Source organism: Streptomyces sp. A1277, from assembly GCF_004795015.1.
In the GTDB taxonomy this organism is placed as follows: domain Bacteria; phylum Actinomycetota; class Actinomycetes; order Streptomycetales; family Streptomycetaceae; genus Streptomyces.
In genome coordinates, this window is record NZ_SSBI01000018.1 from 83,782 (window position 1) to 106,869 (window position 23,088).

Genomic DNA, 23,088 nt, shown 5'->3' on the forward strand with positions numbered 1-23,088 from the left:
GCCGCGCTCCGGATGGAGGGCGGTTCCGCCTGAGTCAGTTGATCAGGAGACATGAGTCCCATCCGGTGATCGGGGCCTGCTGCGAGGCGTAGGTCGTGAGGGCGAGCGCGGTGCCGGCGGCGCCGCTGATCAGCCCGGTAGCCGGGAGGCCGCCGGGTCGGACGTTCGCCGCGAGAGTGTCCCCGAGGCTCTGTGGGAGCGTCCGGAGGCGGGGATCGAGGGCGTCGGCGGCGGCACGGAAGGCGGTCTGGTAGATGCCTGCCCAGCCGTGGCACAGGCCGGTGTCGGTGACGTGGGCGAGTTGTTCGGGGTCAGTCAGGGCCCGGTACAAGGCGCCCTCGTAGAACGCCTGGAGATGGGGAGCGTGCAGGGCGATCCCGGCGAGTTGGCCGGCCCGTGCGATGCCCGTCGTCCCGTAGCACCAACTCGGTCGGGTGGGGGCGTCATGGTGAGGCTGCGTACGGTCGAAGTCACGGCGCGAGATGTGCTCGGGCCACCAGGCACCGGAGGGACTGCGCCGGCACCAGGTGTCGAGGTGTTCGCAGATGGTCCACATGGCTTCGCGGTGACCGTTGACGGTGATGCCGAGGCGCAGGGCTTGAGCCAGGAGGAGGAGCGGGCCGGTGATACGCCCGCGTTGCCGAGCAGTACGGAGCGAGGGCCATGAAGTCGCCCCAGCTCCCGTGGCGCGTCACTACGAGCGCTTCCTCAAGCACGGGGGAGTCAAGACGACGCCGCACGCTCCCACTGCCCGGGTGCTGGAGCGCATGTTCCGGATGCCCGTGGGAGACCTGTTCGGCTCGGCCTCCGCCGTCCGGGAGCTCGAGCCGGGGGGATCCGCTCGGGCCCCTGCTCCGCCCGTGCTCGACGAAAGTGAACTGCTGATGACCGCTCGGGATGCCGCCTCACACGCCAGTGAGGCCGCCTCGCTGCACTTGCACGAGTTGACCCTGGACCAGCTCCATGACGATCTGGCTCACTTGGCGCGTACGTATGGTCAGACAGTCCCGGGCGAGGTCTACCGGAACGCGACGAACCTGCTGAACCAAGCACAGGTGCTGGTCGAACGCACCCGGTCCCCCGAGCAGCACACACGCCTCTACTACGCGGCGGCGCAGGCCAGCGCGATGCTCGCCGCGGTCTCTTTCGACCTAGGCGCATTGGCGCCCGCCGTCACCTTCGCCCGGTCCTCCGCGCAGTACGGCAAGACCATCAACAACGGACCGGTGCAGGCGTACGCCTACGGGATGATGGCCTTCATGGCGTTCTGGGGCGGGCGTCCCGGAGAGGCCGTACGGCTCGCGAAGTCGGGCCAGCAGTTCGGCGGGCTGGGAGATACCGCCCGCCGCCGCCTCTACTCCATCGAGGCCCGAGCGCACGGGCATCTGCGCAACGAAGACCAGGCTGAGCGGGCCGTCCGCGATGCACTCGGCCAGAGCAGCGGCCGCCGGGACGAGCTGCACGACGACATCGGCGGCGAGTTCGCCTTCGACGCCGCCCGTACGGCCATGAGCAACGCGACGACATGCCTGCTACTGCGGAACGCCGAGGGCGCGGAGGAGTTCGCCACAAGGGCACTCGCCCTGGTCCACGCGCGCCCCGCCGATGAGCAGCAGATCCCGGTGTCCGGCCCGGCAGCCGTCGACCTGGCCCGTGCACGATTGCTTCGCAACCAGGTCGAGGGAGCCCAGGAGGCGCTGACCACAGTTTTTCATGTGCCGCCGGGCTGGCGAGGCTCCGGTCTGTTGGAGCGGCTCACAGCGGCGCGGATCGAGCTCACTCGCACCGAGTTCCGGAACGCGCCTGTGGCGCTTGAGCTGGCCGAACAGATCGAGGCGTTCAGCGCGCTGTCCCCGACCCGTCGGCTCGGCGCTGCGAACCCGCTCGCGATCGAAGCCTGACTGCTACCGGCCGAGCGCGGCCAGGATCACAGCCTCCTTCTCGGGCGTGATCCCGTGCTCGGCCCAGCGGGGGTGCTCCACCGGCATGCCCCCGCCCCGAAGCCACGCCCAGGTGTCGGCAACGGTGTCCGCCAGTGGTCGGCACACCAGCCCTGCTCCCTGGGCCCGCGTGGACTCGATCCGCCACACACCGGAGTGCGTACGCCACAGTGGCAGCTCCGTCCACTGCTGGACCCCATGGTCCAGGAGCAGCTTGTCCGGCGCCCATGCCAATCGTGCGCCGCCTTCAGTGGCGAGAACGCAGGAGGCAAGAAGGTCCCCCATGGTGTCCCGGCCGATCGGCGCGACGCAGTTGTACGCGCCACCGTGGTCGTCTGCGGCCCGGTCCAGCGCGAACGCGGCCACGTCACGTACGTCGATGGGCTGGATACCCTTGTCCGCGGCGCCCGGGGCGAGCATCGGGCCGCCGCGCGCGGCGCGGTTGAGCCACCAGGGGAGCCGGCCGACATACTCACCGGGCCCGAGGATCACGCCCGGCCGAAGGACGGCCGTGCGGTCGTCGCCGAACATCGTGGTGACGGCCCTCTCAGCACCAGCCTTCTGCCGGCCGTAGTACCAGTCCGGTCCGTCCCAGCCCTCGGGGAGCCGCCCATAATCAGCATCGGCGTCCGGTGGACCGTCCAGCACGTGCGAGTCCTCGGAGAGCGGTTCGTCGGGCCAGCCGCGGTAGGCGTTCACCGTGGAGACGTAGACGTATCGGCCCGCTACCGGTTCCAGGGCATGTGCGCCGGCGAGGACGTCGCGCGGTGCCATGTCGGACGCGGAGGTGTCCACCACGGCATCCCAAGGGCCTTCGCCCGCCAGCCGCACCAAGTCCGCGACGACCGTGCGGTCACCGTGGACCCCCCGGGTGCCCTCGGGTGCGATTCCCGACCGGCCACGGTTGAAGACCGTCACCTCCCACCCGCGATCGAGCGCGGCCTGTGCGACCGCCCGTCCCAGGAACCAGGTTCCGCCGAGTACGAGAATCTTCATGACGGCGATCTTGCCGTGCCGAACAGCAGTCGCGGAAGGCGGTCGGACTCGGACTGCCGGGCGGAATTCCATCCACAGTCGCCGGACGGGCTGGGCTTGTGCGGGTCGCTCCGCGGGGCGCGGGTCGCCTCCACCCGGTGAATGGGGGCAGGTCCAAACCCAGCCCGTCCGGCGCTAGAGGACGGAACCCCGCGCCCCGGACCGGGGCAAGCACCGACACGCCCGCCCCCGCATACGGCACACTGGACGTTTCCCCTAGCCGAAAGGGCCGAAGCGCGTGAGCGGACCCCTCATCGTCCAGAGCGACAAAACGCTCCTTCTGGAGGTCGACCACGAGCAGGCCGACGCCTGCCGCAGGGCCATCGCGCCGTTCGCGGAGCTGGAGCGCGCGCCCGAGCACATCCACACCTACCGGCTGACCCCGCTCGGGCTGTGGAACGCCCGAGCGGCCGGGCACGACGCCGAGCAGGTCGTGGACGCGCTCGTGACGTACTCCCGCTACCCCGTACCGCACGCGCTGCTCGTCGACATCGCCGAGACGATGGGCCGGTACGGGCGCCTCACGCTGTCGAAGCACCCCGTGCACGGGCTGGTGCTCACGACGACGGACCGGCCGGTGCTGGAGGAGATCCTGCGGTCGAAGAAGGTGCAGCCGCTGGTCGGGGCGCGGATCGACCCGGACACCGTGGCGGTGCACCCGTCCGAGCGCGGGCAGGTCAAGCAGACGCTGCTGAAGCTGGGCTGGCCGGCCGAGGACCTCGCGGGGTACGTGGACGGCGAGGCGCACCCGATCGAGCTGGACGAGAACGGCTGGTCGCTGCGGCCGTATCAGAAGCAGGCCGTCGAGGGGTTCTGGCACGGCGGGTCCGGGGTCGTCGTGCTGCCGTGCGGCGCGGGCAAGACGCTGGTCGGGGCGGGCGCGATGGCGCAGGCGAAGGCGACCACGCTGATCCTGGTGACGAACACCGTCTCCGCCCGGCAGTGGAAGCACGAGCTGGTGAAGCGGACGTCGCTGACCGAGGACGAGATCGGCGAGTACAGCGGGACCAGGAAGGAGATCCGGCCGGTCACGATCGCCACGTACCAGGTGCTGACGACGCGCCGGAAGGGCGTCTACCCGCACCTGGAGCTGTTCGACTCCCGCGACTGGGGCCTGGTGGTCTACGACGAGGTGCACCTGCTGCCGGCCCCGGTCTTCAAGTTCACCGCGGACCTCCAGGCCCGCCGCCGCCTCGGGCTGACCGCGACGCTGGTGCGCGAGGACGGGCGCGAGTCGGACGTCTTCTCGCTGATCGGGCCCAAGCGGTTCGACGCCCCGTGGAAGGAGATCGAGGCGCAGGGCTACATCGCCCCGGCGGACTGCGTCGAGGTCCGGGTCAATCTGACGGACTCGGAGCGGCTGGCGTACGCGACCGCCGAGACGGAGGAGAAGTACCGGTTCTGCGCGACGACCGCGACGAAGCGGAAGGTCACCGAGGCGCTGGTGCGCAAGCACAAGGGCGAGCAGACGCTGGTCATCGGGCAGTACATCGACCAGCTGGACGAGCTGGGCGAGCACCTGGACGCCCCGGTGATCAAGGGCGAGACGAGCAACGCCCAGCGCGAGAAGCTGTTCGAAGCCTTCCGGCAGGGCGAGCTGAACGTGCTGGTGGTGTCGAAGGTGGCGAACTTCTCCATCGACCTGCCGGAGGCGACGGTCGCCATCCAGGTGTCGGGGACGTTCGGTTCGCGCCAGGAGGAGGCGCAGCGCCTGGGCCGGGTGCTGCGGCCGAAGGCGGACGGGCACGAGGCGCGATTCTACTCGGTCGTCGCGCGCGACACGATCGACCAGGACTTCGCGGCGCACCGCCAGCGGTTCCTGGCCGAGCAGGGCTACGCGTACCGGATCGTGGACGCGGACGAGCTGCTGTCGGAGAGCTGAGGGGCGGGGCGGGGGCGCGCGTTCAGCGCGTACGGCGTACCCCCGCCTCCTCCGCGTACTCGCCGAGGACGACGACGCCGAAGACCGCCTGGGCGAAGACCTTGACGGCGCGCAGGGCGCCGGAGGCGCGGTTGTGGGGGTGACCGGGGGCCGCGGTGGCGCCGGTCCTTCGTGGGTCCAGGGTGACGGTGCTCATGTATCCATGGTGCTCCGGGCGGCCGGGCCGGGGCGTCGGCCCGGAGTCGGAAGCACGGGGCGACGCGCGTACGCCTGGGGTCGCACGGCGTCCCCTACGGGACGGACACGCCCCCTACGGGACGGACGGGCCGAGGGAGGGGCTTCGGGAGGGCGGTAATCCGTTCGCGCGCGGGACGGGCCGCCGGTACACTCGCCGCTCTGCCCGCCTCCCGCACCGTGGTACCGGCGGCCCGTGAGGGCCCGCGCCGGCAGCCGGGGGAGCGCCGCCGACCGGACGGAAACCGGCCGACAACCGTACGTGCGTCCCCGTACGTACCAGTGATCGATCCCCGAGCGGACCGCATCGACCCCCTTGCACCGGGGACGGGTTGCGGTCCGCCGTCCTGCGTTGAATGCCGGAGGCAACACCGTGCCCGCGCACGAATTCGAGAGCGACACCACCACCGACCCCCTCGCCCATGAGCGCGCCCATCTCGCGGCCTCGCGCGCCGCGCTGCGCGCCATGCGGGAGGACGCCCAGGCCCTGGACATCCGCGATGTCACGGCGAACTGGGTGAACGCAGCCGTGCTTCAGGCGCAGATCGACGAGCGCATCAAGTCGCTCGCCGACCTCTCGCACACCCCGCTCTTCTTCGGGCGGCTCGACTATCTCCACGTGGTCGGGGCCGAGGAGGCGGAGGGTGCGGAGGGCGAGCAGTTCTACATCGGGCGCCGCCACGTGCACGACGCCGCCGGGGACCCGATGGTCATCGACTGGCGTGCGCCGGTCTCGCAGCCGTTCTACCGGGCGTCCCGCAAGGACCCGCTGGACGTCGGCCGCAGGCGCCGTTTCGGGTACACGGGCGGCGATCTGACCGCGTACGAGGACGAGCACCTGACCGACCCGGCGGAGGCGGAGCAGACGAGCAAGCTGCTCCAGGCGGAGATCGAGCGGCCCCGTGTCGGGCCGATGCGGGACATCGTGGCGACGATCCAGCCGGAGCAGGACGAGATCGTCCGCAGCGAGCTGGGCGGCACGGTGTGCGTGCAGGGCGGGCCCGGCACCGGGAAGACGGCCGTGGGCCTGCACCGGGTGGCGTATCTGCTGTACGCGCACCGCGAGCGCCTGGCCCGCACCGGGACCCTGGTGGTCGGGCCGAACCGGTCGTTCCTGCACTACATCGAGCAGGTGCTGCCCGCCCTCGGTGAGCTGGAGGTGAAGCAGGCGACGGTCGAGGACCTGGTGGGCGCGCAGGTCGAGGTGCGGGGCACGGACGAGGCGCGGGCCGCCGTCGTGAAGGGCGACGCGCGGATGGCCGAGGTGCTGCGGCGGGCGCTCAGGTCGCACGTGACGCCGCCGACCGAGCCGGTGATGGTGGTGCGCGGCTCGCGGCGCTGGCGGGTCCCGGCGTACGAGATCGAGGAGATGGTCCAGGAGCTGCTGGCCCGCGACATGCGGTACGGGGCCGCGCACGAGGCGCTGCCGCAGCGCATCGCGCACGCGGTGCTGGTGCGGATGGAGGAGGCGGGCGAGGCGCCCGACGACCGGGTGCAGAACGCGGTGGCCCGCACCCCCGCCGTGAAGGCGGCGGTGAAGGCGGTCTGGCCTGCGGTGGACCCGGCGAAGCTGGTGCTGCGGCTGCTGTCGGACCCGGAGTTCCTGGCGGCGCACGCACAGGGGCTGCTGTCCGAGGACGAGCAGAAGGCGATCCTGTGGACGAAGCCGGCCCGCAGTGTGAAGTCCGCGAAGTGGTCGGCGGCGGACGCGGTGCTGATCGACGAGGCGGCGGACCTGGTGGCGCGTACGCACTCGCTGGGCCATGTCGTGATCGACGAGGCGCAGGACCTCTCCCCCATGCAGTACCGGGCGGTCGGCCGCCGCTGCTCGACCGGTTCGGCGACCGTGCTCGGCGACCTGGCGCAGGGCACGACGCCGTGGTCGACGCAGAGCTGGGAGCAGGCGCTGCACCACCTGGGCAAGGCGGACGCGGTGGTGGAGGAGCTGACTGCGGGCTTCCGCGTGCCGCGCGATGTGATCGCGTACGCCTCCCGGCTGCTGCCGGTGATCTCGCCGGGGCTGACGGCGGTGGAGTCGGTGCGTGAGTCGCCCGGTTCGCTGTCCGTACGGGAGGTGGCGGGCCCGGAGGCGCTGGACGCGGCGGTGGTCGCGGCGTGCGAGGAGGCGCTCGGGCACGAGGGGTCGACCGGTCTGATCGCCGCCGACGCGCGTATCCCGGCGCTGGCCGAGGCCCTGACGGCGGCGGGTCACCCCTACCTCTCCCCCGGCCAGGAGACGACCGCCGAGTCCCGGCTGACCCTGGTCCCGGCGTCGCTGGCCAAGGGCCTGGAGTACGACTACGTGGTGCTGGACGAACCGGCGGCGGTGGTCGACGGGGAGCCGGACGCGCGCACGGGCCTGCGCCGGCTGTACGTGGCGCTGACCCGTGCGGTGTCCGGGCTTACGGTGCTTCACTCCGCGCCGCTGCCGGAGGAGTTGGCGTAGGAGGCGGAGTGGGGGCGGGGGGCCTGTGCACACCCCCGCCCCCGCCCCGGTCAGCCGGCCGTGCAGGCCCTCCCGTTCAGCTTGACCGTGCCCGGGTCTGCCGCCGGGCCGGAGACGGTGCTGTTGAAGCCGAAGTCGACCGAGGCGCCCGGTGCGAGGGTCCGGTTCCAGGACAGCGGGGCCGCCGTCACCGTCCGCCCGTACTGGGCGATTTCGGCGCTCCAGGTGTGGCTGAGCTTCTGGTCGCCGGGCAGCAGCCAGGTCAGGGACCAGGGGGTGACGGCCTCGGTGCCGGTGTTCTTCACCGTGACCGTGGTGGTCGATCCGGTGCTCCACGGGTGCGAGGAGTACGTGACCCGGCAGGCGCGGTCCGGGCCGGCGCCGTCGCCGGCGTCGTCCAGGTAGGAGGTGACGAAGGCGAGCGGGGCGTTCCAGTTGATGGCGACCTCGTTGGTGGCGTACGAGCCGTTGTCGTCGAGGTAGCACATCGCGGCCGCGCAGCCCTTGAGCTTCGCCGCGGCCTCCGGGTCGCCCGAGGTGGGGGCGGTGAGGTTGGGGCCGCCCGCGAGGGAGCCGGCCGGCGGGTGGGGCAGGGCGGGGTCGGACTCGTGCGCCCAGAAGCGGTGGTGCTGGTTCCGCGAGAAGCGCTCGCCGTACCCGGTGACGTAGGACTGGTTGAGCGGGTTGCGCCCGAACAGGTAGTCCGCGCCGCGCAGGACGGCGTCGCGGTAGGCGGCCTCGCCGGTGAGGTCGGCGGCGGTGGCCAGCACGATCATGTTGTTCAGCACCTGGCTGTTGGAGCCCCAGGTGTAGTTCTGGCCCGCGGGGGCGTACGGCACGCCGTACAGCTGGTCCCGGGTCTGCCGCGCGTAGCGGTCGGCCGCCGTGGTGACGACCGCGCGTACGTCGGCGAGCTGGCCGGCGGTCAGGTCGTTGGGCACGGTGGCCAGGGTCAGCACGCCGAGCCCGGCGGTGCCGCCCCACCACATGCCGCCGTCGGCGGGGAAGGCCGCGTCGGCGTCACCGTGCAGCGGCGAGTCGAGCAGGGCCCGGCGGTAGGTGTCCTTGCCGGTGGTGGTGAACAGCTCGGCGGCGGCCCAGTAGAACTCGTCGCTGACGTCGTCGTCCTCGTAGGTGCCGCCCCCGACGCCGTCCGCGGGGCTGGCGTACACGGCCGGGTGGGCCTTCGCCGCGGCCCACGCCGTCTCGGCGGCGGTACGGCACTCGGCCGCGAAGTCCGCGTCGAACGGCTCGTACAGCCGGGCGCACTGGGCGGCGGTCGCGGCGAGGTTGAGGGTGGCGGCGGTGGTCGGCGGGTGCAGTTCGCGCTGCTCGGGGTCGAGTTCGGGCCGCATCGGCAGGCCGGTCCACTGGGCGTCGTGCACCTTGTGGTGGACCATTCCGGCCAGCGGGTTCCCGGCCGGGACCTGCATGCGCAGCAGGAAGTCCAGCTCCCAGCGCGCCTCGTCCAGGATGTCGGGCACGTCGTTGCCGTGCTCGGGCACCCGCAGCGCGCCGTCGCCGAGTTCGGCGGACTCCGCCCCGTCTGCGGTCAGGGTCCGCTCGTAGGTGTCCATCAGCTCGGCGACCGCGATGCCGCCGTTGACGACGTACTTGCCGTGGTCGCCGGCGTCGTACCAGCCGCCCCGCACGTCGAGCCGGTAGTCGCAGGCCCCGGGCTGGCACGGCACGTCGGTGTCGCCCTTGTTGGGCGCGACGTCCAGGTGGCCCGCCGGGCGCGCGTACTCCTCGCCGACGAGGTCCGCGTCGATCGCGATGCCGCTGCGGTTCTGGTAGAAGTACGCGAGCGAGTCGGAGCGCAGGCTGTCGTAGAGGTCGGCGCGGATCGAGAAGGGCTCGCTGACCTGCCCGTCCGCCTCGATCGTGAAGCCGTCACCGGTGGTGGTGACGTCGCTGAAGTCGAAGGTGTGGACGTTCTGCCGGGAGGTCGGGTCCTCCCCGCCCGGCACGGTCGTCCCGCTCGCGACCGCCGCCCCGTCGGCCGCCTTCAGCGTCCACGGCAGCGGGTCGGTCGCGTCGGTGACCAGGGTGCCGGTCTTGGGACCCTTGGGGAGGTAGCCGACCTGGTTGACGCGGACCGGCGAGCCGGTGTCGGGCTCGTACACGGGCGGTTCGGCGCCGCCGCGCAGGGACACGTCGTCCACACAGAAGGTGGCCGCCTCGGCGCCGCCGCCGATCTGGAAGGCGACCTGGGCGGCGTCCCGGTCGGCGGTCGCGGTGAAGACATGGGTGACCGGGACCGCCTCGGCGCCGATGCGGTCGGTCGCGGAGAGGTCGGTGGTGTACGGCTCGGTGGCCATCTGCACGTTGGTGTGGATGGAGAGCGGGACGGTGGAGGTGGCCGTGTAGGTGAGGGTGTAGGTCTCCCCGGCGATGAGCGGGATGTCGTTCTGGCCGACGATCGCGTCCCACGGGTTGGCGGTTCCCGCCTCCACGTCGGCGCAGAGCCGGCCGTCCACGACCGCGGCGGGCGCGTTGGCCGTCCACCACCAGGGCGCGGTCCCGGCGGAGAAGTCGCCGTTGGTGATCTGCTCCGGGGCGGGGTCGTCGTCCGCGGCGGCGGCGCCGGGCGCGGTGAGGGCGCCGCCGAACAGTGCGGCGAGGGCCAGCACTCCGAGCGCGCGGTGTCTGCGGCGGGCGGGGGACGGGGGTGGGGAGGCGTTCACCGGGGGCCTTTCGTCAGAGCGGGTGGGGTGTGACGGGCAGCCGAGCGGGTTCAAGGCGATGGGAGCGCTCCCACGACAGACGGGCATGCCGGGGAGGCGCATCATGGGAGCGTTCCCATCACCGCGCAGCCATTGTGGAGCGGGGTGCCGCTGTTACGCCAGGGTCATGACAGCCGCACTCGGAAACCGCACCCGGGGACCCGCGTCCGCGACAGTCATGACCACCGGCGCGCACCCGCGAGGCGGCCGGTGGGGGCGTACAGGGCGGTCCCCGCAGAAAACGGCATACGCCCCGGGCCCCCCGCGTACCCGGGTGAACGCGCCATTTTGAGGAGTCCGGGGCCCGCCCCCGCCCAACGGGTGAAGGCGCACCCCGCGTACGGCCGAACCCAGCCCGTCCGGCGCTTGAGGACAAAACCCCCGCCCCGGACCGGGCCGGCCTTCAGGAATGCCGCTCGCCCAAGGGCTACGCGTCCAGCACGTCCCGCCACTCGCGCACCGCCGCCGCGTCCACCGGGCCGGACCAGCCGGCCGGGCGGGCGGCGCCGCCGATGTGCACGGCGTCGATGCCCGCGTCCAGCAGCTCCGGCAGGTGGTCCAGGCGCAGGCCGCCGCCGACGAGGATCTGCGCCTCGTACCCCGGCTCGCCCTTGCGGGCCGCCTCGACCACCAGCGTGGGGATGCCCTCGTCCACCCCGGCGGCCGAACCGGCCGTGAGGTACGTGTCCAGGCCCGGCAGATCCGCGAGGGCCTTGCGCAGGGCGTCCCGGTCGGCGGCGCGGTCGATCGCGCGGTGGAACGTCCAGTGACAGCCCTCCAGCTCGGCGACGAGCCGTTCGACCGCGACCAGGTCGGGGTTGCCGTCCGCGTCCAGGAAGCCGAGCACGAACTCGTCGGCGCCCTCGGCCCGCAGCTCGCGGGCCTTGCGTACGAGTACGTCGACGTCGCCGGCCGCGAAGCCGTCGGCGACCCTGAGCATCACGCGCAGCGGAATGTCCACCGCGGCGCGGATCGCCGCGAAGGTCGCACAGGACGGGGTGAGGCCGTCCGCCGCCATGTCGGTGACCAGCTCAAGCCGGTCCGCACCACCCGCCTGGGCAGCGACCGCGTCCTCCGCGTCGAGAGCGATCACCTCCAGGACTGCACGGTTGCTCATGGGAACCCAATCCTCCAGGAAGCAGCTATAGGTCTAGTCCAATGGCCAGCCTACGGGGCGGTAGCCCGGCGGCGCAGCCCTCACCGTGAACGTGAAGATACGCGAGGTCAAACGCACGACCGGCGCCCGGCCGCGCGCGGGCCGGGCCCCGCCGAAGGATCACCCTTGCGGATGGATAGGGGGTGGGGGTATACAGGAGACACAAGGGGATACCCCCCCGGGGTATTACTCCACTCGCAGAGGAGGGCACTGTGTCCGCGCAAACCGCAGCCACCACCGCAGCCACCACCGCTGCCGGCACCGCTGCCGGCACCGCTGCCGGCACGACCGTCGGCGCCGCAGAGGTCGAGCTCGCCATCGGGGGCATGACCTGTGCCTCGTGCGCGGCCCGTATCGAGAAGAAGCTCAACCGGATGGACGGCGTCACCGCCACCGTCAACTACGCCACCGAGAAGGCCCACGTCAGCTACGAGGGCGCCGACGTCTCGGTCCAGGACCTCATCGCCACGGTCGAGAAGACCGGGTACACCGCGCACGAGCCCGCTCCCCCGGTGCGTACCGAGGGCGCGGCCGACGCCCCGGCCGAGGAGGCGGACGAGTTGCGTCCGCTGCGGCAGCGGCTGGTCACGGCCGTCCTGCTCGCGGTGCCTGTGATCGCGATGGCGATGATCCCGGCGCTCCAGTTCGACTACTGGCAGTGGCTCTCGCTCACCCTCACGGCGCCCGTCGTCACCTACGCCGCCTGGCCCTTCCACCGGGCCGCGTGGACCAACGCCCGGCACGGCGCGGCCACGATGGACACGCTGATCTCGGTCGGCACCTCGGCCGCGTTCCTGTGGTCGGTGTGGGCGCTGTTCTTCGGCACCGCCGGGATGACCGGCATGACGCACCCCTTCGAGCTGACCATCGGCCGCGGCGACGGCGCCGGGAACATCTACCTCGAAGCCGCCGCCGGCGTCACCGCGTTCATCCTCGCCGGGCGCTGGTTCGAGGCCCGTTCCAAGCGGAAGGCGGGCGCCGCGCTGAAGGCGCTCCTGGAGCTCGGCGCGAAGGAGGTCACCGTCCTGCGCGACGGCCGCGAGGTGACCGTGGACACGGCGGACCTGCGGGTCGGCGACCGCTTCCTGGTCCGCCCGGGCGAGAAGATCGCCACGGACGGCGTGGTCGTGGAGGGCGGTTCGGCGGTGGACGCGTCGATGCTCACGGGTGAGTCGGTCCCCGTCGAGGTCGCGGTCGGCGACCCGGTGACCGGCGCGACGCTGAACGCGGGCGGCCGGCTCGTCGTCGAGGCGACCCGGGTCGGCGCCGACACGCAGCTGGCCCGGATGGCGAAGCTGGTCGAGGACGCGCAGAACGGCAAGGCGGCGGCGCAGCGGCTGGCGGACCGGATCTCGGCGGTGTTCGTCCCCGTGGTGATCGTGCTGGCGCTCGGCACGCTGGCCTTCTGGCTGAGCACCGGGGCGGGCCTCACGGCCGCGTTCACGGCGGCGGTGGCCGTCCTGATCATCGCCTGCCCGTGCGCCCTGGGCCTCGCCACACCGACCGCCCTCATGGTCGGCACCGGACGCGGCGCACAGCTCGGCATCCTCATCAAGGGCCCCGAAGTCCTGGAATCCACCCGCCAGGTCGACACGATCGTCCTCGACAAGACGGGCACGGTCACCACCGGCCGCATGACCCTCCAGGCCGTCCACACCACGCCCACCACGACCGAGACCGAAGCCCTCCGCCTCGCCGGCGCCCTGGAACACGCCTCCGAACACCCCATCGCCCAAGCCGTCGCCACCGGCGCCACCGACCGCACCGGCACACCCCTGCCCACCCCCGAGGACTTCACCAACGTCCCCGGCCTCGGCGTCCGGGGCGTCGTGGACGGCCACGCCGTCCTGGTGGGGCGCCCCCGGCTGCTCACCGACGCCGGAATCGGCCTCCCCGACACACTGGCCGCCGCACTGACGGAGGCCGCCGCTCAGGGGCGTACGGCCATCGCGGTCGCCTGGGACGGCGAGGCGCGCGCGGTGCTGGAGGTGGCCGACGCGGTGAAGGACACCAGCGCGGAGGCGATCGTGCGGCTGCGCGGGCTCGGCCTGACCCCGATCCTGCTGACCGGCGACAACCGGGCGGTGGCCGAGGCGGTCGCGGCCGAGGTCGGGATCGACCAGGTGTACGCGGAGGTCATGCCGCAGGACAAGGTGGACGTCGTCAAGCGCCTCCAGGCCGAGGGCCGTTCGGTGGCGATGGTCGGCGACGGGGTGAACGACGCCGCCGCCCTCGCCCAGGCCGACCTGGGCCTGGCGATGGGCACCGGCACGGACGCGGCGATCGAGGCGGGCGACCTGACGCTGGTGCGCGGCGACCTGCGGGCGGCGGCCGACGCGATCCGGCTGGCGCGCCGGACGCTCGGCACCATCCGGACGAACCTGTTCTGGGCGTTCGCGTACAACGTGGCCGCGCTGCCGCTGGCCGCGGCGGGCCTGCTGAACCCGATGATCGCGGGCGCGGCGATGGCGTTCTCATCGGTGTTCGTGGTCGGCAACTCGCTGCGGCTGCGCGGGTTCCGGGCGGGGGCGTAGGGGGTACGCCCCCGTTGGGCGTCCCGAGGGGCGGTCGGGCTCAGCCTCCGAGAGGGAGGCGGGTCTCCGGCCGCTCCCCGCTGTGCCCGCGCGCGATGCGCGCCCTCAAGCGCTCCCGCACCTCCGGCCACTCCTCCGCCGTGATCGAGAAGACCGCCGAGTCCCGCAGCCGCCCCTCCTCACCGGGCGCCCACGACCGGGACCAGTTGCGCAGGACGCCCTCGAAGCGCGCGCCCACCGACTCGATCGCGGCCCGCGACGGGCTGTTGCGCGCGTCCGTCTTCAGGTCGACCCGCGCCACACAATTGGGCCGTGCGGCCGACGGGAAGCTCGTGCCGTACGTGCAGGTGGACCGGGCATCCGGGCACGAAAGTCATCGCTCACCCATCCAGTCATCAGTAGCGGCAGAGGTCACAGGGGCGCGGGCCCGTGCGTAGGGTTCCAGAGCCCTCGGCCAGGTGTCGCGCGAATTCGGCTGCGGTCCCCGCCGAACGCACCCGCTCCCCACCTCGTTGCCAGTGAGCTGCCGACGTTGCGTTCACTCGGTCAGACGAGGTGGTGCTGCCAACGAAGCTCCGGATGGCCGTCGATCCAGTAGGCGTGGGCCTCCGGGGTGACGCGGAGCCGTACTGCGGTGATGTCGGGGTGGCCCGCGTCCTGCCAGGCGGTGAGGGCCTGCTCGATCGTGTCCCACAGGGCTGCCGGGCCGCCCTGGCGCACCGTCCAGGTCCCGTCGTTCTCCGTGAATGCGGCGAAGGACTCCCGGTCCGGGTCGAAAAGGTGCAGCAGCCGGTCGCCTTCCAGCGACGTGGCGCGGGAGAAGCGCACCCCCGGGGCCGTGAGCTGGGCGAGGAAGGCCGGCATCCACTCTTCGAGCAGCAGCGGGGACACCTTGGACTCGCGCTCGGTGTCGGCATAGGCGGTTCGGGCGGACAGGTCGCCGTCGATGGGGATGTCCGCCTGGGACCGGGCCCGCATGAACGAGCTGCGGCCGATGATCCTGCCCTCGGCGGTGCCGTCGTCGGCGACCGTGACCTTCGCCAGCCCCGTCCCGTAGTTCCACGCACCGCCCACCGTGGCGAGCACGATGCCGCCCGGTTCGGTCTGCCTGATCCAGGTGTACGGGATGCGGCGTACCGCGCAGGTGGCGATGACACGGTCGTACGGGGCGCGGCGGGGGTGGCCGAGCAGTCCGTCGCCGGTGACGGTCCAGGTCGAGTATCCGGCGGCCTCCAGGGCGGCGTCGGCGCGGGCCGCGACGTCCGGGTCCACCTCGATCGTGGTGACGTTGTCCTCCCCGAGGCGGAAGCACATCAGCGCGGAGGAGTATCCGGTCCCCGTACCGATCTCCAGCACCTGGTGCCCGTCCTCCACCTCAAGCTTCTCCAGCATGTCCACGACCGTGAACGGGGTAGTGGACGAGGAGGTCGGGGAGCCGGTCACGAGGTCGCAGGTCTGGTCGGCCGTCAGGTGCCCGTCCAACTGCGTGGTCAGGGACTCGTCGCGGTAGGCGGTCCGCACCCACTCGGCAGGGTCACTTCCGACCGCCGTCACCGGCCGCCACCGGCCGCCCTCCGCAGGCAGGAAGACGCCGGGGTTCAAGAACAGCTCGCGCGGTACGGCCTCCACCGCTGCCCGCCAGCGGGGGCCGGTGAGGACGCCCGCCCGCGCCAGGCGGGCGGCGAGGGCGCGTCGCTCGTAAGCGGTGTCGGTCATGGCGCGTCTCCTTGTGTCAGCAGTTCAGCGAATGCGGCGGACATCGCGAGGCCGGTGGATTCCTCCAGCCATCCCCACTGTCCGTTCGGGTTCAGCTCCAGCCACCAGAGATCACCGGCCTTGTCCACGGCAAGGTCGAAGCTCCCCGAGACCAGTCCGAAGTGGTCGAGGTACGCCAGAAGCCCCCTCTCCACGCGGTCGGGCAGGTGCACCACGCGGTAGGACAGGGCCGAGTAGTCCTTGCGCCAGTCCAGCAATCCGGACTCGATCCGTACGGCGAACACCTCGCGGCCGACAACCAGCACGCGGAGGTCGGCCACCTTGTCCACCACGGCCTGGAACAGGTGGGGCGCCAGAGCCACGCTCTCGTCGATCTCCCCGGCAGTGACCAGGTCGGCCCAGCCGGTCACGGAAACGCCGTCACGCTGGTACGGCGTCCACCGGAGGGTCTTGAAGAGCACCTGACCGTTATCACTGACGAAGGACCGCGCCGCCTCCGGGTCGTTCGTGACCAGGGTCGGCGGTACCTTCAGCCCGAGGCGCTGGGCGACGGCGAGCTGGGCGGGCTTGTAGTCGGCGGCGGCATTGTGCAGCGGGTGGTTGACCCACAGCGGCCCGGCGAGGGCGTACAGGGTTCCGCCGAGCCCGTGGCGGACCTGGGCAGCCGCGAACCGCGCGTCGTCGGCGCCGAGGTGGTCGAAGGCGGGCCACACCGGGCGGCGCCAGTAGACCGCCCGGACGCGGGCCAGGTCCACGGTCCGCGACGGGGTCCGAAGCTGCCCGGCCACGGGGGCCGGGCAGCTTCCGAACTGAGCGGAGACCGTCAGGGACGCCCCGATGTCCGCCGGGTCGAACCTGGTCACCAGCACGTTGCGCCGGTTCAGCTCGGTGATCACCATGTCGGCGGTGAGGTCGTCCGCCTCGGTGGCCACGAGCACCGGCCTCTCGTCAGTCACCGGTCAGTCCTGCTGGGAGTCCTGGTCGTGCCCCTGATCGTTCTGGGAGTCGCTGTTCGTGGTCGTGTTCGTCTCGGTGCCCTTGCTGGTGCCGTGCTTGCCCATCTCGATCACCGTGCCGGTCTGGTCGGTGTAGACCCCGAGCTGGGTGTCGGGGTCGAGCGTGACCGAAGTGTGGGGGAGACGGGTGACGGTCGGATAGGGGGCGAGCCGACCGGCCCCCCAGGGGCGCACGCCGGTCTCAACTGCGGTAGACATCCTGGCCTCCTTGATGACGGTGGTTGTTGCCGAATCCGAAGCTACGGTCACCGCGGATGGAGTAGGACTGACTGTGGGTACGGGTTGGATGACCGAGCGCACAGGGGGCGGCATGGCGGCGACCGGCGGTGCGCGCGGACGTGCCACCACGGGCACAATCGCCGGGTTCGTCCTTCGGGTCGCCCGGGAGAGTACGGTCCTCCGCACGCAGGCCGGCATGGCCGAGGCGATGGGGGTTGATCTCACCACCTGGCAGGGCTGGGAAACAGGACGGCGCCCGCTGGCCAACGTGAAGGCCGGCGCTCTTCTCGGCATCCGCCGCCGATTACTCGCATTGGGCGCGGATCCCCATGTCCTTCACCTCCTCGACCCGGCGATGGACGCGGACCGTGTCATCACCGCGACGATCCACCCGGAGGTCAACGTCCGCCACCCCCTCGCATGCTGGGTGCACACCCGCGACACGGCCCACATGATCGCCTGGGCGCTGAACGGGACCGTTCCGCCCGCTCTCGCGCACAGAGCCGTGACGGAACGACGTGGGCCCGTCACCAAGGCCCCGCTCATGCCCGCTCCCGACCGCAGCGTGTTCTTCGCCCGTCTCCGGGAGACCGCCGAGTCCGCGTTGCGCGCCGGAGACGACGGGCTGCTGCTTCACCGCCAGACCCTCTACCTCTGCTCCTACGACCGGACCCCCGAGGCGACATCGTGGGCTGTGCACGCTCTGCACAGCCGCCGCGACTTGATCTCCGCGCGCGGGTGGACACCGCACTGGGCCACGGCGCGGTCAACTGCCGCCGCCCTGGTTCGGCTTGGCGATCAGCAGCCGCTGCTGGATTTCATCGAGAGGGGCTTGGCAGGCGACGACTACGCCGAAAGCGCGAACCTCAACTACTGGGCGTACTGGCTCGGTTCGATTCAGGAGCCGCAACCGGACGACAGCTTCATGCGGCACGGGCCGACCGACTGGGATCCCGTACGGCTCCTGCGGGGGCTCGCCGCCGGCCTCCACCAAGCCCCGGCGTACATGGACCTGTACGTCCATTCGCTGTGGGCCCTGCTGAACGCCAACCCCTGGCTCCCCCTGGCAGACGCCGTCCTGACGGGCAGGCTGGCCGCACACACCGCCAGGCTCCTCGACCACGGCGGGATCTCTCCGCGGGCGAGGCGTGAACTCAGTGCGGTGCATTACGTTCTACGCAAGAACCGCACATGACACATCGGAGGGCGCATTTCATGGCGGATGCAGAGCAGGAGCAGGCAAAGGGCACCGCGGGCTTCCTGCTGGAGATGGGGATGCTCAAGCGCGCCAAGCGGAGCGGCTGGTGGATCGCCGGGGTGAAGGACCCCGAGACCATCGCCGAGCACAGTTTCAGGGTCGCGCTCATCGGCTCCGTGCTCGCCATGATGGAGGGCGCAGACCCGGCGAAGACGGCCCTCCTCGGCCTGTGGCACGACACCCAGGAGACCCGCGTCAGCGACATCCCGCACATCGGCCGCCGCTACCTCGAAGCCGCCGGCAACGAGAAGGTCACCGCTGACCAGGTATCCGCCGCGCACCCGGCCGTCAGAGCCGGTGCTCAGCGGATCGTTGAGGAGTACGAGAACGGCGACTCCCTCGAAGTCATCTGCGCGCACGACGCCGACAAGCTCGAATGCCTCCTCCAAGCCGTCGAGTACCGCGAACAGGGCTGCTCGAACGTGCAGCCCTGGATCGACAGCAGCATCGCCAAGCTCAAGACGGCTTCCGCTCAGTCCCTCGCGGACGCCGCGCTCACCATGACCTCGATCGAATGGCAGCAAACGTATCTGCCCTGACCGCAGAACCGGACCCGCCCCCAACGCCGCCTCGCGGGCCCGTTGTCAGTACCCGCGCCTACGCTCCTGCCATGAGTGACTTGCTGCACGACGCGTTCCCCGGGCACGAGGTCAACCTCGTCTTCGCCCGCGGCCTGTCCCTGTCCGCCCTCACCGCCGGTCTGCGCGGGCTGGACCGCGAGCCGCTCGCCGAGGGTGAGGCGGGCGGCTGGGCGTGGGCGGTGCACGACATGGTCAACGTGGAGATCGAGGACTGGGACGACATCGACTACCGGCGGGTCTGTCCGCAGGGGGCCGAGGTCGTGGTGTTCGTGACCGAGCCGTGCAGCGCGAAGGCCCATGGGCCGGGGTTCGACTACCTGCGCGACGGCAAGTGGACGCTCTCTTTCAGCTTCGAGGACCTGACGCAGCGCATGGGCGACAACCCCGACTACATGTCGCAGGAGCTGCTGGCCGCCAAGCTCATAGGCCCGGAGTCTGAGTGCGACAAGTGGGAGACCGAGGAGGGCCACGACTGCTGCGAGCACGAGGAAGACCGTGAGGAGCGGATCGCGAGGGCGATCGCCCAGTGCTTCGCCCTGCCGTCGCCGCCGCTCGCCCTGGCGGTGACCGCCAAGTGAACACGCCCCTCATCGCCCCCGGCACCTTCGTCACCTACGCCAGGGGCCTGGACCTGCCCGCGCTCAGCGGGATCTACGCCGACGCGGGGCTTCCCGCCCGCACGAAGGGCGCCTCGGACGGCTGGGTCTGGGTGACGCACGACGCGGCCGGCGTGAGCGGGGGCGAGGTCGCGAAACAGGCGGGCTACGTCACCGGGTACCGCTACGAGGACCGGTTCGGGCGGCCCAACCCCGTGGAGACGGTGTTCCTGGCCTCGACTCCGGCCTGCGAGTGCCCGCACGGGCAGAACTACGGGGTGCCGCACTGCGACGCGCACCCGTTCCAGTTCCTCCACAGCCGGCGCGGGTTCGCGACGACGTACTTCAACGTCGGTCGTCGCCGCGAGTCGCGCCGCCAAGGCGACCTGCTGGTACGGGAGTTGCTTGAGGCGGGCATCGTCGGCCGGGAGACCCCGCGCTACGAGGCCGAGCCCGGGTTCAACGATGACGGAGCCGTGACACTGCGGATCATCGCCGACCACTTCGGCCTGCCCGCCACCGGGTGAGCGCCACCGGATGAGCGCCACCGGGTGAGCGCCACCGGATGAGCACCAAACCGGCCCGAACGCCGAGCCGGCCGGAACCCCGGGCCGGCCCGAACCCCGAACCGGCCGGAACCCCGAACCCGCCGGAACGCGCGGCGCCTCCCCCCGCCCAACCGCCGGCGGCTGGACCTCTCGCTTGCGATGCCGGATTCGCACATACTCAATTACCCTCTGCATCAAGAGAGTTGGCAGATACCCCAAGCCTCCTGGAGCCATCGTGTCCCTGCTGATCGATCTGGCCGGCCAACTTGCCCCGCACTTCTCCTTCTTCGCCTCCCGCATGGCCGACGGTGTGATGCAGGGCGTCGCGGACCGGGTCGCGGGCCGGACCGTCAGCGCGGGCGAGGGCGCCTTCCGCAGCCTTGTCGGCACGGACGGATCGGCGGCCGACGACAGGGACGCATTCACCTCGCAGACCGCCGACGACCTGGACCGCAGGCTCGGGGAGCTGACCGATGAGCAGCGGGTCCGGCTCGCCGCGGCACTGCTCACCTGGCTGCGGAGCCCGCAGGACGACCGGCCCGGTCTCGTCGAGCTGGTGGCCGCCCGGCAGCCGGACGCCGCGCCGCCAGGACCGGGCAACCGTGTGGTGTCGTACGGCGACAACAACATGGTGATCGGCAGCGTCGGCACCTTCAACCAGTACCCGAGAGACGACCGGCCATGAGCCAGTACTCCGGTGGCTCGGGTGGGCCCTCCAACCAGTCGATCGGTCACAACAACACGGTCGTCGGCCGGGCCGACAAACTGTTCCAGATCTTCATCCAGCGGGCCTCCTTCGTCACGGGCTGGCTGTTCCTCGTCCTGGCCGTCGCCCTCGCCGGCTACGCCGTGTGGAACTGGCCCGGCGGCTCCCGCAAGCAGTACGTCCTCTTCTTCACCTTCCTGCTCCTCGCCTTCCTCGCCTCCGTCGTCCACATCAGCCTGCGGCGTCCCGAGCGCGGCCGAACAGCCGGACCCCAGGGGCAGGGGCAGGGGCAGGGGCAGGGGCAGGGGCAGGGGCAGGCGCAGGCGCAGGGGCAGGGGCAGGGGCAGAGGCGCAAGGACGGTTCGGGGCTCCGGCTTCCCGACCTGCTCCTCGTCGCCTCGCTCGTCTTCTCCCTGATCAGCTGGTGGGCGTTCGAGGACGTCGTGCGGACCGGCGAGGTGGCGGCGACGGTCCAGGTGCGCGGGGCGCAACCGCTGACCGGCGCCCTGGGCAGTGCGCTCACCCTGACACTGGTCCAGCCCGACCGTGGCGACCGGCGGGACCGGCTCCGCCTCACCCTGGAGATCGGGGAGGACGACCCGGACGCTCCGGCGTGCTCCCACAAGACGAGGGTCCTGCTCACCGCGGTCACCGAGGGCGTCACCCCGCGCCGGTCCGACCTGCCCGCCCGTTCCACCACCGACTTCGACCTCGGTGATCTCGCCGGACGGACCGGAGCGGCGTTCGAGCTGCGGGTGCGGACCGATGAGGGCTGCACCCTGCGCCTGGTGGACTGGCAGGGCGTCCTGCACAACGACTGACGGACAACTCACAGGGAGCGAGGCAGGAGATGGCAGGAGCAGCTCGGCGCCGCTGGGCGGCCCTCACCGCGGTGGCCCTTCTGTACGTGTACACGACCGGCTGCGATTCCGAGCCCCCGTCGATCCTCAGCGACCGGACGGAGGTCGGGGCCAAGAGCGACCAGCCCGGCACGAGCTTCTCGCCGCACGACGGCGAGTACAACGGCTTCGACGTCGCCGTCGTCGGCACGCTCATGAACATGCTGGGTTACGACACCCCGCGCTTCAGCGGGGTGCTGTCCAAGAACCGCGCAAAGCTGCTGCACGACGGCGACGTGCAGCTGGTGGCCGCGACGTTCTCGATCACGCCGACCCGGATGGCGCCCAAGGACAAGGGCGGCGACGACCTCGATTTCGTCGGCCCGTACGCCTCCACCCTCCAGGGCTTCCTGATCCGCGCGAACGACCGGAGCATCCGCACCCTGGCCGACCTCAACGGCAAGGTCGTCTGCGTCTGGAAGGGCACCACGTCCGCCAACGAACTCCGCAAGGCGGCGTACGACAAGATCGTCAAGCGGACCGAGGAGGACGCGAACTACTGCGTCAACGCGCTCAAGGACAAGGAGGTCGACGCGGTCTCCACGGACCAGCTGATCCTGTACGGGTTCATGCAGGCCAATCCGTCGCTCAGGGTCGTGCCCGGCATCAAGTTCGGGGAGCCCAACGACTACGGCATCGCGATGGCCAAGGGCCACCGGAAGGACTGCGTCCGGCTGCGCGACATGCTCACGCAGTACATCCGCCAGGCGACCGCCTGGGAACGCGACTTCCAGAACAGCCTTCCCGCCGTCCCCAAGGCGGCCCGGGACGAGGCCAAACCCACCGAGGACGAGGTCATGGCCCTTTCCTGCGTGGACCGGCCGGGCGACAGCCCCACCGACTGACCTGCGGCCACTCCCGCGATGCGAACACCCCCTAGAGTCGCCGCCATGACCGACAGCGCGCAGAGTCTGCGCATCCGCTGGCAGGAAGCCCTCGTCGCCGCCCGGGGCGGCGGCGAGGGCCCCGACCCGCTGCCGTACGCCGACAACCTCCTGGCGCGCTGGGCCGAACCGCAGCGCAAGTACCACACCACCGCCCATCTGGCGGCGGTGCTCGACCGGATCGACACGCTCGCCGGTCATGCCGCCGACCCGGACGCGGTGCGCCTGGCGGCCTGGTTCCACGACGCGGTCTACCGGCCGGACCGCTCGGAGAACGAGGAGCGCAGCGCGGCCCTCGCCGAGCGCGCGCTGCCCGAGGCCGGGGTGTCCGCCGAGGTCACGGCGGAGGTCGCCCGGCTGGTCCGGCTCACCGTCACGCACGACCCGGCCGCCGGCGACACGGACGGCGAGGTGCTGTGCGACGCGGACCTGGCGATCCTCGCGGCGCTGCCGAAGGAGTACGCGCGGTACGCGGCCCAGGTGCGCGAGGAGTACGGCTTCGTCCCGGAGGAGGCGTTCCGGGAGGGGCGGGCGGCGGTGCTCCGGCAGCTCCTGGGGCTGCCCCGGCTGTTCCGTACGCCGTACGGGGCGGCCGAGTGGGAACCGAGGGCGCGGCAGAACCTGCTGACCGAGCTGGAGCTGCTGACCGGCGCGTGACCCGGCGCACGCGCCGGCGGGAGCACCGGAGCGCGCGGCCAGTAGGCACCCATGG

Annotated in this window: 20 protein-coding genes and 1 pseudogene; 12 read left to right on the forward strand and 9 right to left on the reverse strand. The window is 71.8% G+C overall.

All coding sequences use genetic code 11. From position 1 onward, the window contains the following. Nucleotides 1-34: 34 nt before the first annotated feature. On the reverse strand, nucleotides 35-628 hold the full coding sequence (locus tag E6R18_RS14750) for a lanthionine synthetase LanC family protein (protein ID WP_346764987.1): 594 nt from the start codon (nucleotides 626-628) through the stop codon (nucleotides 35-37). Between the two features lie 55 nt (nucleotides 629-683). Between E6R18_RS14750 and E6R18_RS14755 the strand changes: the two genes are divergently transcribed. Then, on the forward strand, nucleotides 684-1,901 hold the full coding sequence (locus E6R18_RS14755; RefSeq protein ID WP_136317341.1) for a hypothetical protein: 1,218 nt from the start codon (nucleotides 684-686) through the stop codon (nucleotides 1,899-1,901). A 3-nt stretch (nucleotides 1,902-1,904) separates the two neighbouring features. Here E6R18_RS14755 and E6R18_RS14760 read toward each other — a convergent pair whose 3' ends face one another. Then, on the reverse strand, nucleotides 1,905-2,936 hold the full coding sequence (locus E6R18_RS14760) for an NAD-dependent epimerase/dehydratase family protein (RefSeq protein WP_136317342.1): 1,032 nt from the start codon (nucleotides 2,934-2,936) through the stop codon (nucleotides 1,905-1,907). Between the two features lie 277 nt (nucleotides 2,937-3,213). On the opposite strand from E6R18_RS14760, the gene E6R18_RS14765 reads away from it, so the two are divergent. Next, nucleotides 3,214-4,857: a DNA repair helicase XPB gene (locus E6R18_RS14765; protein ID WP_136317343.1), complete on the forward strand. Its 1,644-nt coding sequence runs from the start codon at nucleotides 3,214-3,216 to the stop codon at nucleotides 4,855-4,857. A gap of 22 nt (nucleotides 4,858-4,879) precedes the next feature. Here E6R18_RS14765 and E6R18_RS34030 read toward each other — a convergent pair whose 3' ends face one another. Then, entirely contained in the window at nucleotides 4,880-5,053 is a 174-nt protein-coding gene (locus tag E6R18_RS34030) for a hypothetical protein (RefSeq protein WP_168712351.1), read from the reverse strand. 411 nt (nucleotides 5,054-5,464) lie between these two features. Here E6R18_RS34030 and E6R18_RS14770 point away from each other — a divergent pair, with 411 nt between their 5' ends. After that, complete coding sequence (locus tag E6R18_RS14770; protein ID WP_136317344.1) at nucleotides 5,465-7,537, forward strand: UvrD-helicase domain-containing protein; 2,073 nt, start codon at nucleotides 5,465-5,467, stop codon at nucleotides 7,535-7,537. Nucleotides 7,538-7,587: 50 nt separating this feature from the next. Here E6R18_RS14770 and E6R18_RS14775 read toward each other — a convergent pair whose 3' ends face one another. After that, complete coding sequence (locus tag E6R18_RS14775) at nucleotides 7,588-10,224, reverse strand: glycoside hydrolase family 9 protein (protein WP_136317345.1); 2,637 nt, start codon at nucleotides 10,222-10,224, stop codon at nucleotides 7,588-7,590. Nucleotides 10,225-10,690: 466 nt separating this feature from the next. Continuing rightward, entirely contained in the window at nucleotides 10,691-11,380 is a 690-nt protein-coding gene (locus E6R18_RS14780) for a copper homeostasis protein CutC (protein ID WP_136317346.1), read from the reverse strand. Between the two features lie 251 nt (nucleotides 11,381-11,631). Between E6R18_RS14780 and E6R18_RS14785 the strand changes: the two genes are divergently transcribed. Continuing rightward, complete coding sequence (locus tag E6R18_RS14785; RefSeq protein WP_206308286.1) at nucleotides 11,632-13,953, forward strand: heavy metal translocating P-type ATPase; 2,322 nt, start codon at nucleotides 11,632-11,634, stop codon at nucleotides 13,951-13,953. 40 nt (nucleotides 13,954-13,993) lie between these two features. On the opposite strand, the pseudogene E6R18_RS14790 reads toward E6R18_RS14785, so the two are convergent. The 4 genes and pseudogenes from E6R18_RS14790 to tgmA all read right to left on the reverse strand — a co-directional run. Further along, nucleotides 13,994-14,254: pseudogene (locus E6R18_RS14790) on the reverse strand (GNAT family protein); the annotation flags it as partial. Between the two features lie 245 nt (nucleotides 14,255-14,499). After that, entirely contained in the window at nucleotides 14,500-15,669 is a 1,170-nt protein-coding gene (gene tgmC, locus E6R18_RS14795; protein WP_136317347.1) for an ATP-grasp peptide maturase system methyltransferase, read from the reverse strand. Continuing rightward, nucleotides 15,666-16,625, reverse strand: coding sequence for an ATP-grasp ribosomal peptide maturase (tgmB, locus tag E6R18_RS14800; RefSeq protein ID WP_136317348.1), 960 nt, complete (start codon nucleotides 16,623-16,625; stop codon nucleotides 15,666-15,668). Before tgmB ends, tgmC begins: the two co-directional genes overlap by 4 nt. Nucleotides 16,626-16,628: 3 nt before the next feature. Continuing rightward, complete coding sequence (gene tgmA, locus E6R18_RS14805) at nucleotides 16,629-16,883, reverse strand: putative ATP-grasp-modified RiPP (RefSeq protein WP_136317349.1); 255 nt, start codon at nucleotides 16,881-16,883, stop codon at nucleotides 16,629-16,631. Nucleotides 16,884-16,896: 13 nt separating this feature from the next. Here tgmA and E6R18_RS14810 point away from each other — a divergent pair, with 13 nt between their 5' ends. The 8 genes from E6R18_RS14810 to E6R18_RS14845 all read left to right on the forward strand — a co-directional run bounded on the left by E6R18_RS14810 (nucleotide 16,897) and on the right by E6R18_RS14845 (nucleotide 23,033). Then, nucleotides 16,897-18,099, forward strand: a complete 1,203-nt coding sequence (locus E6R18_RS14810) for an XRE family transcriptional regulator (RefSeq protein WP_240799736.1) — start codon at nucleotides 16,897-16,899, stop codon at nucleotides 18,097-18,099. A 20-nt stretch (nucleotides 18,100-18,119) separates the two neighbouring features. Further along, nucleotides 18,120-18,701, forward strand: coding sequence for an HD domain-containing protein (locus E6R18_RS14815; protein ID WP_136317350.1), 582 nt, complete (start codon nucleotides 18,120-18,122; stop codon nucleotides 18,699-18,701). 71 nt (nucleotides 18,702-18,772) lie between these two features. Continuing rightward, entirely contained in the window at nucleotides 18,773-19,321 is a 549-nt protein-coding gene (locus tag E6R18_RS14820; RefSeq protein WP_136317351.1) for a hypothetical protein, read from the forward strand. After that, a complete protein-coding gene (locus E6R18_RS14825) occupies nucleotides 19,318-19,866 on the forward strand; it encodes a hypothetical protein (RefSeq protein ID WP_136317352.1) in 549 nt (182 codons plus the stop codon). Before E6R18_RS14820 ends, E6R18_RS14825 begins: the two co-directional genes overlap by 4 nt. Nucleotides 19,867-20,122: 256 nt before the next feature. Then, nucleotides 20,123-20,572 carry a hypothetical protein gene (locus E6R18_RS14830; RefSeq protein WP_136317353.1) on the forward strand — a complete coding sequence of 150 codons (450 nt, stop codon included), beginning with the start codon at nucleotides 20,123-20,125 and terminating at the stop codon, nucleotides 20,570-20,572. Continuing rightward, nucleotides 20,569-21,414, forward strand: coding sequence for a hypothetical protein (locus E6R18_RS14835; protein ID WP_136317354.1), 846 nt, complete (start codon nucleotides 20,569-20,571; stop codon nucleotides 21,412-21,414). Before E6R18_RS14830 ends, E6R18_RS14835 begins: the two co-directional genes overlap by 4 nt. 29 nt (nucleotides 21,415-21,443) lie before the next feature. Next, nucleotides 21,444-22,337, forward strand: a complete 894-nt coding sequence (locus E6R18_RS14840) for a transporter substrate-binding domain-containing protein (RefSeq protein WP_240799732.1) — start codon at nucleotides 21,444-21,446, stop codon at nucleotides 22,335-22,337. A 45-nt stretch (nucleotides 22,338-22,382) separates the two neighbouring features. Then, entirely contained in the window at nucleotides 22,383-23,033 is a 651-nt protein-coding gene (locus E6R18_RS14845) for a hypothetical protein (RefSeq protein ID WP_136317355.1), read from the forward strand. Nucleotides 23,034-23,088: the final 55 nt, after the last annotated feature.

Excerpts from the sequence above, each read along its gene's own strand:
- E6R18_RS34030 (WP_168712351.1), bottom strand. The coding sequence starts at position 5,053 with ATGAGCACCGTCACCCTGGACCCACGAAGGACCGGCGCCACCGCGGCC.
- E6R18_RS14815 (WP_136317350.1), top strand. The coding sequence starts at position 18,120 with ATGGCGGATGCAGAGCAGGAGCAGGCAAAGGGCACCGCGGGCTTCCTG.
- E6R18_RS14835 (WP_136317354.1), top strand. The coding sequence starts at position 20,569 with ATGAGCCAGTACTCCGGTGGCTCGGGTGGGCCCTCCAACCAGTCGATC.
- E6R18_RS14810 (WP_240799736.1), top strand. The coding sequence starts at position 16,897 with ATGACGGTGGTTGTTGCCGAATCCGAAGCTACGGTCACCGCGGATGGA.
- tgmC (WP_136317347.1), bottom strand. The coding sequence starts at position 15,669 with ATGACCGACACCGCTTACGAGCGACGCGCCCTCGCCGCCCGCCTGGCG.
- E6R18_RS14820 (WP_136317351.1), top strand. The coding sequence starts at position 18,773 with ATGAGTGACTTGCTGCACGACGCGTTCCCCGGGCACGAGGTCAACCTC.
- E6R18_RS14840 (WP_240799732.1), top strand. The coding sequence starts at position 21,444 with ATGGCAGGAGCAGCTCGGCGCCGCTGGGCGGCCCTCACCGCGGTGGCC.
- E6R18_RS14760 (WP_136317342.1), bottom strand. The coding sequence starts at position 2,936 with ATGAAGATTCTCGTACTCGGCGGAACCTGGTTCCTGGGACGGGCGGTC.
- E6R18_RS14780 (WP_136317346.1), bottom strand. The coding sequence starts at position 11,380 with ATGAGCAACCGTGCAGTCCTGGAGGTGATCGCTCTCGACGCGGAGGAC.
- E6R18_RS14845 (WP_136317355.1), top strand. The coding sequence starts at position 22,383 with ATGACCGACAGCGCGCAGAGTCTGCGCATCCGCTGGCAGGAAGCCCTC.
- tgmA (WP_136317349.1), bottom strand. The coding sequence starts at position 16,883 with ATGTCTACCGCAGTTGAGACCGGCGTGCGCCCCTGGGGGGCCGGTCGG.